General features: G+C 68.8%; 10 protein-coding genes and 1 pseudogene. 8 read left to right on the plus strand and 3 right to left on the minus strand.

Translation table 11 applies throughout. The features are described 5' to 3' along the window. Positions 1-448: 448 nt before the first annotated feature. The 6 genes from IEZ11_RS14220 to IEZ11_RS14245 all read left to right on the plus strand — a co-directional run bounded on the left by IEZ11_RS14220 (position 449) and on the right by IEZ11_RS14245 (position 5,340). Positions 449-1,453, plus strand: coding sequence for a DUF4331 family protein (locus IEZ11_RS14220; RefSeq protein ID WP_189263052.1), 1,005 nt, complete (start codon positions 449-451; stop codon positions 1,451-1,453). Positions 1,454-1,619: 166 nt separating this feature from the next. Further along, positions 1,620-2,336, plus strand: coding sequence for a hypothetical protein (locus IEZ11_RS14225; protein WP_189263053.1), 717 nt, complete (start codon positions 1,620-1,622; stop codon positions 2,334-2,336). Continuing rightward, positions 2,333-2,923, plus strand: coding sequence for a cytochrome c oxidase subunit 3 (locus tag IEZ11_RS14230; protein WP_189263054.1), 591 nt, complete (start codon positions 2,333-2,335; stop codon positions 2,921-2,923). Before IEZ11_RS14225 ends, IEZ11_RS14230 begins: the two co-directional genes overlap by 4 nt. A gap of 3 nt (positions 2,924-2,926) precedes the next feature. Continuing rightward, complete coding sequence (locus IEZ11_RS14235; protein WP_189263055.1) at positions 2,927-3,163, plus strand: cytochrome C oxidase subunit IV family protein; 237 nt, start codon at positions 2,927-2,929, stop codon at positions 3,161-3,163. A gap of 286 nt (positions 3,164-3,449) precedes the next feature. After that, complete coding sequence (locus IEZ11_RS14240) at positions 3,450-4,700, plus strand: MFS transporter (RefSeq protein ID WP_189263056.1); 1,251 nt, start codon at positions 3,450-3,452, stop codon at positions 4,698-4,700. Between the two features lie 79 nt (positions 4,701-4,779). Next, on the plus strand, positions 4,780-5,340 hold the full coding sequence (locus tag IEZ11_RS14245; protein ID WP_189263057.1) for a hypothetical protein: 561 nt from the start codon (positions 4,780-4,782) through the stop codon (positions 5,338-5,340). A 38-nt stretch (positions 5,341-5,378) separates the two neighbouring features. Here IEZ11_RS14245 and IEZ11_RS14250 read toward each other — a convergent pair whose 3' ends face one another. Next, on the minus strand, positions 5,379-5,972 hold the full coding sequence (locus IEZ11_RS14250) for a response regulator transcription factor (protein WP_189263058.1): 594 nt from the start codon (positions 5,970-5,972) through the stop codon (positions 5,379-5,381). A 197-nt stretch (positions 5,973-6,169) separates the two neighbouring features. Further along, on the minus strand, positions 6,170-7,441 hold the full coding sequence (locus IEZ11_RS14255) for a PucR family transcriptional regulator (protein ID WP_189263059.1): 1,272 nt from the start codon (positions 7,439-7,441) through the stop codon (positions 6,170-6,172). 475 nt (positions 7,442-7,916) lie between these two features. Between IEZ11_RS14255 and IEZ11_RS14260 the strand changes: the two genes are divergently transcribed. Then, positions 7,917-8,795, plus strand: coding sequence for a LysR family transcriptional regulator (locus IEZ11_RS14260; protein WP_189263060.1), 879 nt, complete (start codon positions 7,917-7,919; stop codon positions 8,793-8,795). A gap of 386 nt (positions 8,796-9,181) precedes the next feature. After that, positions 9,182-10,714, plus strand: coding sequence for a protein kinase domain-containing protein (locus IEZ11_RS14265; protein WP_189263061.1), 1,533 nt, complete (start codon positions 9,182-9,184; stop codon positions 10,712-10,714). A 201-nt stretch (positions 10,715-10,915) separates the two neighbouring features. Here IEZ11_RS14265 and IEZ11_RS14270 read toward each other — a convergent pair. Then, positions 10,916-11,238 (minus strand): annotated as a pseudogene (locus IEZ11_RS14270) (hypothetical protein); the annotation flags it as partial.

Genomic DNA, 11,238 nt, shown 5'->3' on the forward strand with positions numbered 1-11,238 from the left:
CACGTGCAAGCTGCCCCGCAGCTTGCCTCGTACGGACGTCACGCGTGCGGACGCACAACCACCCCGCACGTCCGCACGGCGGGGCTGAACGAGCAGCGGCACGGTCCCGTGTGATCCATCCCGAATTCGCGAACCTCGTCAGACACCTCACGTGTACGCAAGTGGACTGATGCCGAACCGGCATGCAGGACCAGCGGATAGGCATTGGCGACGCATGACCGCCCCGGGTCAGGATGTTCGACGTGACCCACTTCGACCTCGGAGTGCCCGGCGCAGCGGCACAACACACCGCTTGGCGACGGTCTTGAGCGCCTGAGCGCGCTGGTCCCGCAGCAGCTTCCTCGGGTTCGCAGAACCGAACCCCCTGATTGCTGTGCACACAACAACTGTCTACTCGGCAAGGCATCGCCGTGCCCTGCCCTGCTCTGCCCTTACGGAAGGCCGATCGATGTCCCACCACCAGGATTCAGCTGCCGCGAAACAGGACCCTCGCCTGGACATCAGCGATGTCTACCTGTTCAAGGGACGGACCGGCACCGTCTTCGTCATGAACACCAACCCGGTGTCGGCCGACAAGGGCTTCCACCCCGAGGCGCTGTACGAGTTCCACATCGACGCCGACGACGACGCGGTGCAGGATCTGACGTTCCGGTTCAGATTCCTCGCGACGGAACCGGACGGCCGGCAGGCTTGGGTGCTCGACCGGCTCACCGGTTACGAGGCCATCGACCGCAACGCCTCGGGAGCCCTGGTGGCAACGGGCAGGACACAGGAGATCGTCACCACGGCGGACGGCGTCAACGTCTTCGTCGGCCGAGCCGGGGACCCGTTCTACCTCGACGGCACCGTCATCACGTCGGTCGTGACCGCGCTCCGCAACGGCGCGGCGGTGGACCTCTCCGCGTTCGACCCGCAGCGGGCCTCGAACCTGTTCGCGGGCACCAACGTCACCGCCATCGTCCTCGAAGTACCGGACGAGCTCATCGGATCGGGGACGATCAGCCTGTGGGCCACCACCGCGCTGGACGACCACCACGGCGGCTGGCTGCAGATCAACCGGTGCGCGAATCCGCTCGTCAGCACGTTGTTCGACGTCACCGAGGCCGGCTTCGACGACTACAACGCCACTGATCCACATGCCGACCTCGACAACTACGGCGACCTTGTACGCCGGAAGGTCGCGGGTCTCGTGGCCGCGAACGCCACGCACTCCGACCCGCAGGGCTACGGCGCTGCGATACGGGACGTCATCTTCCCGGACGTCCTGCGCTACCAGGTGGGCACCGAAGCCGACTTCGGCGCGGTGACCCGCAACGGCAGAGGGCTCACCGAGTCCGCTCCCGAGGCGATGTTCGAGATCGTGCTGAACGCTCCCGTCCCCATGGGCCTGGACGCCGGCCACGCCACCGGGACGCTGCGCGCCGTGTTCCCGTATCTGAGCGCACCGGCCTGACGTCGCCAGGGGATCGGCCAGACGCCAAAGCCGCACCTCACAACACCCGGCCCGGCGGCCTTCCCCAGGTCGACCGCCGGGCCGGCAGTCCCACCCCTATGTCCTCAGGTCCGTGCAGCGAAGCCCGCTCCGTACCCGTCCCGTCCGGAACCAGGAGATTTCCACCATGTCCCGCCGAATCCTGACCGTCTGCGCGAGCTTCGGTTACCTGTTCATCGGATTGTTCTTCGCCGCCCTGCTGATCGCCCACTGGATACCGCCGATGGCGCCGAGCTGGTCGGCGGAGCGGGTGGCGGCCTTTTATACGGACCACGCCAACTCGATCCGTGCCGGACTCGTGGTCATGCTCGTCGGCGCCGTGGCGACCGCACCTTTCGTCGCGGCGCTGTCGAGCCTGATCCGGCGTATCGACTCACGGCTGGAGCCGCTGGCTGCCATCCAACTCGTCTGTGGTGCCGCGAACGTGGCCGCGATCTTCGTACCGGTCCTGATCTTCACCGCGACGGCCTACCGGCCGGACCGCTCGCCCGACATCACGATGGCGCTCAACGACACGGCCTGGATCATGCTGGTCATGAACGCCTTCCCGGCCGTCGGGCAGGCCATCGTGGTCGGCGTGGCGATCCTGGCCGACAAGCGCCCCACGCCGCTCCTGCCCCGCTGGGCCGCGTACCTGAACTTCTGGATGGCCTTCCTCTTCCTGCCGAGCATCCTGCTGACCTTCTTCAAGACCGGCCCCTTCGCCTGGAACGGCATCCTCTCGTTCTGGGTCGCGGCCGGCGCCTTCGGCGTCTGGTTCCTCGTCATGACGCCCCTGATGATGCGGGCCGCGAAGCGGGTGGACGACGACCGGGCCCCGGCCGTCCTGGAACCCGTGGCATGACCGCCACGGCAGCCCGGACCGAGCACTCGGCGCCCCAGCGCCACCGCCACATCCCGGGCGAGCCCGGACTCTGGGTCTTCCTCCTCGGCGACATGATCATGTTCTCGGTGTTCTTCGGGTTCGTCGCGGTACTGCACGGCCGACACCCGAGGATGTTCCGGACTTCTCAGCAGGCCCTCCATCCGGACCTGGGACTCCTGAACACACTGCTCCTGCTGACCGCGTCGGCGCTGGTGGCTCGTGGGCTGCGGCAGCTGCGATCCGGCAGACCCGCGCGGACACTGCCATGGGCGCTCCTGTGCGCGCTCGGGTTCGCCGCCGTCAAGGCATGCGAATACGCGTTGGTGATTCGCGGTGGACATACACCGAGCAGCAACGACTTCTTCATGTACTACTTCGTGTTCACCGGAATCCACCTGGCCCACCTGGCCATCGGGATTGGCGCGCTGACCGTCCTCATCGTCCTGTCGCGACGGCCGGCCCTGAGCCGGGGCCAACTGCTGGCCGCCGAGGGAGCGGCCGCCTACTGGCACATGGTGGACCTGCTCTGGCTCGTCCTCTTCCCGCTCTTCTACCTGGTGGCGTGACACATGTGGGTCTTTCCGGTCCTCGTCCTGGCCACGCTGTCGAGCTGGCTGCTGGGCATCGAAGGCAGCACGTCGACCCTGATCGGCTGCGCGGTCGTGGTGATCGCGCTGATCAAGGTACGCCTGGTCGGCCTGCACTTCATGGAGCTGCGCAACGCCCCGGCGGCCCTTCGCGGCGCCTTCGAGGTCTACGTCGTGGCCACGGGCGCCACGCTGCTCACGCTCTACCTGGTTCTCTGAATTCCCGGTACCGGTCCGTCGATGCCGATCCGGTATGGGGGGCGACGATATCGGCATTAGCGATACGCGGCGAATTCCTCGATAATTTTTCCAGCGACTCCCTTATGGAAGGGAGTTCATGAGCAGCGGAGGTGAGAGATGAAGAAGCAGCACTCCTGGTGAATTCATCGGCCGCTCCGGTGATCTGTTCGGGGCCGGAGCGGCCGCATATTCCGCGCCATATCCGTCATCGCGAGAAACAGGATCCATCGCCTTGTGGGCCCCTCGTCCTTCGGTGCCGGCGCCGTTGCGCCATTCCGCGTTCAGAAAGCTCTGGTCCGCCACCACTCTGGCCGCCCTGGGCGATGCCATCTCCTCGGTGGCCCTGCCGCTGGCCGCGATCGAGGTCCTGGGTGCCGACGCCGTCCAAAGTGCCGTCCTGTCGGCCGTGATCTGGCTCCCGAGCCTGTTCCTTGCCATACCGGCGGGCTCCTTCGCAGACCGTACGGGCTACCACCGCAGGCTCCTGGCCGGTGCCAACCTGCTGCGGGTCGCCGCCCTGAGCAGCGTCCCGATCGCAACAGCCTTCGGCCTGCTCTCGCTCATGCAGCTGGCCGTCATCCTGGCCGTCATCGGCCTGTGTTCGGTGCTGTCGAATGTCAGCGAGAGCGGCCTGTTCGCCACCACCCTGCCGTCCGAGCTCTACGTGGCCGGGCAGGCGGCCTCCTACACGGGCCAGACCGCCGCGGTCCTGGCCGGACCTTCCGTCGGTGGACTCCTGGTCCAACTCGCCGGTGTGCCGGCGGCGATCGGGGTGGACGCGGCCACCGCCGTCACGGCCGCCCTGTTCCTCCTCCGGCTGCGCCCGGTGGAGTACCGCCGCGAACCCGGCTCCCCGGAGAGCCGCGACCGTCGTCCGGGCTTGGCCTTCATCCGACGAAATCCGTTGATCAGGACGGCCCTGGCGGTCACCGCCACCGGCAACTTCTTCAACATGCTCTTCTTGTCGGTGCTCGTCTGGTACTACGTCCACAAGCTGTCCCTGACCAGTGCCCAGATCGGGTTCGTGTTCAGTGTGCAGGCCATCGGCGGACTCGCCGGCGCGGCCCTGGCATCCCGGCTCGCCCGCCGCATCGGTCTGGGGCGGATGCTCCTGGTCGGTTGCGTGCTGTCGCACGCTCCGCTCCTCGTGATCCCCGCCATCGGCGCCACCGGAAGCCTCGTCTTCGCCCTGGTCCTGGCCTCGACACTGCTGGGCGGCGTCGGTGAGTCCGTTCAGGACATCTCGGTCGGCTCGGTGTTCGCGCTGGTGGTGCCCCCTCATCTCCGCTCACAGACCCGGGGCGCGTACCAGACCGTGAGCTTCGGCCTCCGGCCGCTGGGCTCGGTCGCCGGCGCCCTCATCGCCGCGACAGCGGGAATCCCCGTGGCTCTGTGGGTCGGCGCGATCGGCGGAACCCTCGCCTGCCTCTGGCTTCTTCCCTCACGCCTGCTGTCGTTCCGCGGCCAGGACGACCTGCCCGAGCAGCCGGAAGGCGCCCCCGCTCTCGCGCAATGAGGCGGAGACCCCCAGGACGGGCGGCACGCCTGACCTGAGTGGGTAAGGTCCCGGCGAGCCGAACGGAGCCGGGGGCGGTATGAGCAGCTCGATCAGCCAGATAATGGTCGTGATTCTGGGTATTGGTGGCACCCTCGCATCCGCCTTGCTCACCCAGCGCAGCGCCAACCGTGCCAGGGATCGTGAGCTGCGGCATGCGAGACAACTCCAGGCAGATGAGCGCGAATACGTCACTCGCCAGGCTCAGCTCGAAGCGCGGCGCACCTGCTACGCGGCTCTCAACGCCGGTACTCGCGACTTCGTCAACGTGATGACGAAGCTCGTCCACGCTCTCGACAGGGACGAGGTGACCGAGGAACTGCGCGCAGAACTGGACCGATCACGCCGGGACCATCGCCTGCGTCACGCGGAGGCCCAGATGGTGCTGCCTGACGCCGTCATGGCGGCAGCCAGCACCGCCAACCGTCATTTTGGAGATCTTTACGGCCTGCTGATGCGGCTCGACAGAGGTATCGCCGAACCGGGAGAGAGCGTCGAAGCCGCCCGGGAGGGCATGAATCGGCTGTGGGACTCCCTCTGGAAAATGCGCCACACCATGCGCGTCGACCTCGGGATCACGCCACCCGATCAGAGCTCGTAGGCCCGTTCCCGCGGGCCATCACGGCCCACCGGGCCGGCTCATATGAGTTTGTTGCGGATGGCGTAGGACACGGCGTGGACGCGGTTGCGCAGTCCGAGGCGGTTGATGACTCCGTAGAGGATCTTCTTGATGTTGCGTTCGGAGTAGCACATGGTGTCGGCTATCTCGGCGAGGTCCAGGCCCTGCGCCACCAGCCGGAGCACGTCGATCTCGCGTGTGTTCAGGCCGGACGGCGTCAGGCCCTTGGGTACCAGCACGTTGCGCTGGAGACGGTCCGCCTGGTCGAGCAGTTCGCCCTGTACCGCGGACGGCAGCAGCGCTTCGCCGGCGGCGACCGCCAGCACGGCGCGGATCAGGGACTGCGGCTGTGCCTCGGCCCGCCAGAGCACGGCCCGGATGCCGCTGTGGGCCGCGACCGTCAGGTCGGCGTACCAGCCGTCACTGACGACGAGCACGATCCGGGCCGGCGGCGGCATGGGCAGACCGCTCAGCTCTTCCAACGTGGAGTTGTCGGCGGTCTGGACCGCGGCCACCACGACGTCCGCCTCCCTCACCGCGGTGAGCGCCACTTTCGGTCCGCGGCTCAGCCCGGCCGCCAGCCCGGCGTGCGTCACCGGGTCCGCGGCGTCCACGGCCACCGATATCGAGGCCCTGGGGAGCCGTCTTATGACGTCGGCGTGCGGTCGTGGGAGGCCCGGTCTGGCCGCATGGTACGGACGCTTGCTACGCGGCGAATCGGTGGCTGCCGGACTGATCGCAAGACGCGGGTCCGATTCGCCCCGGCGCTGCATCGGCACCGGCCCTGCCGGAGCCTCCGTCGAACGGCTTCTCATGGCTGCTCGCTTTCCGAGGTGAACGTGCCTGTTGGGTCAGCGCCGTTGGACGCGGCCGACAGTCGGTGGTTCCGCGCGGATCGTGATCCGACCGGTCGGGAGGAGACCTGCGCCCAGATGACCGCGAGCCACACCAGCGCGCGGTCGCCGTGCCTCTGCAGGTCGAGGCCGGTGAGCTTCTCGATCTGCTTGAGCCGGTACAGCAGGGTGTTGCGGTGCAGGTGAAGGGCGGCCGTGGTGGAGGCACCGTCGAACTGGTTCTCGGCCAGGCAGGCGAGGGTCGCCGCCAGTTCGCCGTGGTCCCCGCCTGCCAGCGGGCCGAAGACACGGCGGGTCACCGCGTCGGCGAGTTCGGGAGAGCGCGCCAGGAGCAGCTGAGGCAGGAAGTCCTCGGCCCGGACATGCCCACGCCGGTGGGACCGCGATGCGACAGCGATCAGCAGACGCAGGTTGTCGACGGCGGTCTGGAGCCCGGTCCGCCCGGTCGCCGGGTCCTGTGCCAGGAGCAGACGTCGGTCGGCCATGAACGCGGACCAGTCGAACGCGGGTCCGGTGAGTCCGGTGACGCGGACGTCCTCGACGAAGGCCAGGGCTCCGGCGGTGCGCAGGCGGGCCGCCAGCTCGGTGCGCTCGGCAGGGGCGGACCTGTCGAGCAGCGCGACGAATGGCACGTACGGAGGTGTCGGATCGAAGCCGAGCCGAGCGGCGCGCTCCTGGTCCTCCACCGTGAGGGGAAGGTGGGCGCAGAGGCGGTCGAAGAGGGTGCGCGCCCGGCGGTCGCCCTGCGCGGACGGCAGGTCGGCCTGGTCCGCGTATGCCTGCGTGAAAGTCCGGGTGACCACGTCGAGGTAGCTGTCGATGTGACGCCGCCCCTGGTCGGTCCAGTCCGCCAGCTGTCCGCGTTCCTCTTCGGCCGCCAGGCCGAGCACGGCGTCCCAGAAGGCGCCCGCGGCCCGGTGATGGAGGAGCAGGCCGCTGTCCAACGGCTGTCCGGTGGCGGCGCACTCCCGCGCCTGCTCGTACAGCTCGGACAGGGCGTACGAGTCCGGAGGCGTGCCCCGCACCATCCAGTGCAGGAGCAGGCCGGCGTTCCGGCGCAGTGAGGCACGAAGAGCGGAGGTCCCGCAATCGCGCGCCGAGCGCACGTATTCGGGCGTGTGGCGAAGTACGGATTCCACACGCTGGGCCACGGCATCGGCGTCGACGTGTTCCAGGACGCCGCGCAGAGCCGCTGCCGCGGCGGCGGCGCGCTCGGATCTGCCGGTCATGACGGACGGGTACGAACCAGGGGGAGAACCGGCCGCCGCGCCGTGCCGTCGTATGCCGCGGCGCTCCGGGTGCGTCCGGTGGACGGCGTGGCCCTGCCCCGGTGCGGGTGTGATCCCATGGTGATTCCTTTCGTGGGGCGCATCTGCCCCGCGGGCCGGACGCGGGGCAGATGCCCGAAGGCGCGGGCGTACTCCCGCGGGGGGACGGTCGTGTGACCGCGTCCACGCTTGACGGACGAAGGGCCCATCGCTTCGGGCTGCTCCCGTTCGACGGTGTGTGTACCCCGGCCCACGACGGTGGCCGGCCGTCCTCGCGAGCCCGACGTCCAACTGCTTTGACAGCGAAGGACGTTGTGGCTTCTCCCCGCGGTCCGACCATGGTGGACCGGTCGAGGGGAACCGCGCCAATGCCTATCTGTTCGATTCTGAAGCCGTTTCGGCATATGCCGTGATGGGCGTGGCTACGATGAACCGCATGGACCTCGACATACGCCGGATGCGCTACTTCGTGGCCGTGGCCGAGGAGTGCAGCTTCGTGCGGGCGGCGAGCCGCCTCTACATGACGCAGCCGGCGCTCAGCCGCCAGATCCGTGCGCTGGAGGAGGATCTGGACGTGGTCCTCTTCCTGCGCGACCGGCAGGGCACGGTACTGACCCGGGCGGGGCACCAGTTGCTGGAGGACGCCCGGCCGATGCTGGCGATGGCACAGGCGGTGCAGCAGCGGGTGCGGACGGCGAACCGGGAGGTGAACCAGTTCACCATCGGCTTCATGCCGGGTGTCATCGTCACCCCCATCGTGCGGGAGTTCGCCCGGATGGCGCCGCAACTGGACATCGATGTCGTGCACACCTCGGTCACCGACCAGGTCGACTTCCTGCTCGACGGGCGGGTCGACGTCTGCTATGTCCGACTGCCCCTGCCCGAGGGGATGTTCGAGGTGGTCCCGCTCTTCCCGGAGCCCCGGGTGGTGGCGCTGTCCAGTGAGCATCCGTTCGCGGAACTCAAGGCGGTGCACGTCGAGGACCTGCGGGACATGACCCTGCTGCAGGATCCGCGGGACGTACCGGAGTGGCGCGGACGTGTCCCGCTCGATCCGGTCGCGCCGCCGGGGGATGCCGGACGCTTCCCGGCGACGATCGAGGAATGCCTGCAGACCGTCGCCCTCGGGTCCGGGTGCTATGTCATGCCGGCCGGGATGGCCGGCTTCTACCGCCGTGACGACGTCGTCTACCTGACGCTGGAGGGCGTCGCACCACGCATGGTCGCCCTGGCCTACTCCAAGCACCGGACCATGCCCGAACTGCTCCAGTTCGCCGAGCTCTCCCGCCGCATGCTCGGCCCGGGCCCGGACTGACGCCCGGCAGCGGTGCCTGGGCCTGACCGGCATCCGTACGGGCAGCCGGTTGTGATGCGCGGCCTCCCCCGCACGTAGGGCCCGTGATCGGAGATCGCACTCCCGGCAGGGCCGTTGTGCCGGTGCCCAAAACGTGCAGATTATGTTGGTCCTGTGCACGTTGCGCACGGCTGCCTCACGCGTCGACACTGACACGCAGGCAGCTGCGGTCTCAGGACCGGGCATGCCGGAGGGGCGCCCCGCAAGGTGCCCCCACCGTCTCCGCGGTGCGAGGAGGAGACCGGCACCGGACGTCGCTCAAGGGTGGCGCGGCGGCCGGGCGCCGAGCCCGCCACCCCTCGGTCCGGTCGAATGTCGAACGGCAACTGCGCTGGAGTTCCGCCCTCATGTCAACACTCGTCACCGTCGGACGCCACCGCCTGCAGCGCCTTTTGGGCTGCGGAGGTTTCGGCATGGTCTGGCTCGCCTACGACGACCTGCTCGAAGCCCCGGTCGCGGTGAAGGTCATGGCGGAGAAGTGGGTGCACCGGCCGGACCTCCGGGAGCGCTTCCTGGACGAGGCCCGGCTGCTGCGCCAGGCCGCGTCGGACCGGGTGGTGCAGGTGTACGACATCGGTGAACTGCCGGACGGGCGGCCGTACTTCGTCATGACCTACGCCGACAGCGGCACGTTGGCCGACCGGGTGGCCCAGGGGCCCCTGGCCGTCGACCAGGCGCTGCGGTTCGCCGTACAGGCCGCCCGAGGCGTGGCCGACCTGCACGCGGTCGGCATCGTGCACCGTGACATCAAGCCGTCCAACATCCTGCTCCAGACGGTGTCGGGCGGCCGTGAACGGCTGCTGGTGGCCGATCTCGGCCTGGCCAAGAGCCTGGCGCACGCCTCGGGACTGACGCAGGGCGTGGGATCACCCGGCTACATGGCTCCGGAGCAGGTCCCGGAGGACCGACTGGTCGATGTCGACGAGCGGGCCGACGTCTACGGCCTGGGCGTACTCACCTACGAGCTGCTGACCGGGAGCCTGCCGGGCTCGACGGAACAACTCGACTGGCCAGGGCCGCCGCGCCCCCAGGTGCCGGCGGCAGTCCGGCGCGTGACGCGACGCGCCCTCGAACCCGAGCGGGAGGGGCGCTGGGCCGATGCCGCCGCGTTCGCGGACGCGCTCGAAGCCGCCGGTGCCACGACCCTCCGCGGCCGCCTGTTCCGAACCGTCGCAACCGGCAAGGGCACCGGCGTCCGGAGAGCGGGAGCCGTACTCGCCGGAACCGCCGTCCTCGTGACCGCGGGGTTGGCCACGCACGCGGCCTTCGAAGCGGACTCGGCCGTCGACACGAAGCCCCGCGCGGGGGCCGGCAGTACAGCGATCGCCGAGCCGTACGCGTCCTCCGCGGCCTCGACATCAGCGTCCCCGCACCGAGCACCCGCCGCAGCGGATCCTTCGTCTGCACCCACAAGGTCCGCCGTGCTGCCGTCATCAACCTCCTCGGCCGGAGTCGGCGCCGAAGTGACGAAGACGACGAGGACGACGGTCCCTACGGGCAAGGCGGCGCACCCGGACCCGAGCGAGACGGCATCGGCCTCGCCCGAATGGACGACGTTGACCGTGCGACATGACCAGCAGCTGATGCCGGGGGAGTCCTGGCAGACCAACCGGACGACCATGACGATGCAGACCGACGGCAACCTCGTCATCTACGACGAGAACCACCACCGGCGCTGGTCCTCGGGCACCTCGGGCACCGGATACCGCGCCATCATGCAGGCCGACGGCAACCTCGTCGTCTACGACAAGGACACCTGGGGCGTCTGGAGCTCCGTCACCTCCGGGCACGACGGCGCCTACCTGTATTTCGGTACCGACGGCGACGTCAGCGTGGTCTACCAGGGCACTACCCTCTGGTCGGCCGGTACCCAGCACTGAGCCGTCGCCGGTCGTCATGCGCCGATGTCGACGGTCTCGAAGTGCTTCCGCATCTGGTCATCGATGGCGCGTACGCCGCGCAGTTTCTCCTCGGCCGCAGGATCCGTCCCAGGGCTGCTCCCCGGCGCCTTCCGCGGCGGTCGACCCGAATCAGTATCCTCGGCCCGCTCGTGCCGGGGACGTCATTGTTGCCGGATGCACCTATCGCGGCCAGTAGCGAGGCGGTTCCTTGGCGGGGTCAACCAGGTCGAAGCGCTGCTTACTGCCGGGGTTCAGCCCTTTGATATGAACGAGCTGTTGACCTTCCAGCGTTTCGAGATCACGGACGATCAGGGGCATGGCGGCGATCACAGCACCCATGGCCAGACCCAGGCCCACCATGCCCTTGTGAGTGTGGCTGAACCGAATATGGTGCATGCCGGATTTCTTGATGGCAGCGGTCTCCGAAGGGTCCTCCAGCCCGGGTTCCGCAGTTGATGTAGCGGGATAGTCCGTGGATTCGGGGGTTGACGTGCGGAAACGCG

The sequence above is a fragment of the Streptomyces fuscichromogenes genome (assembly GCF_014645815.1).
In the GTDB taxonomy this organism is placed as follows: Bacteria; Actinomycetota; Actinomycetes; order Streptomycetales; family Streptomycetaceae; genus Streptomyces; species Streptomyces fuscichromogenes.

Excerpts from the sequence above, each read along its gene's own strand:
- IEZ11_RS14265 (WP_189263061.1), top strand. The coding sequence starts at position 9,182 with ATGTCAACACTCGTCACCGTCGGACGCCACCGCCTGCAGCGCCTTTTG.
- IEZ11_RS14255 (WP_189263059.1), bottom strand. The coding sequence starts at position 7,441 with ATGACCGGCAGATCCGAGCGCGCCGCCGCCGCGGCAGCGGCTCTGCGC.
- IEZ11_RS14225 (WP_189263053.1), top strand. The coding sequence starts at position 1,620 with ATGTCCCGCCGAATCCTGACCGTCTGCGCGAGCTTCGGTTACCTGTTC.
- IEZ11_RS14235 (WP_189263055.1), top strand. The coding sequence starts at position 2,927 with ATGTGGGTCTTTCCGGTCCTCGTCCTGGCCACGCTGTCGAGCTGGCTG.
- IEZ11_RS14230 (WP_189263054.1), top strand. The coding sequence starts at position 2,333 with ATGACCGCCACGGCAGCCCGGACCGAGCACTCGGCGCCCCAGCGCCAC.
- IEZ11_RS14245 (WP_189263057.1), top strand. The coding sequence starts at position 4,780 with ATGAGCAGCTCGATCAGCCAGATAATGGTCGTGATTCTGGGTATTGGT.
- IEZ11_RS14260 (WP_189263060.1), top strand. The coding sequence starts at position 7,917 with ATGGACCTCGACATACGCCGGATGCGCTACTTCGTGGCCGTGGCCGAG.
- IEZ11_RS14220 (WP_189263052.1), top strand. The coding sequence starts at position 449 with ATGTCCCACCACCAGGATTCAGCTGCCGCGAAACAGGACCCTCGCCTG.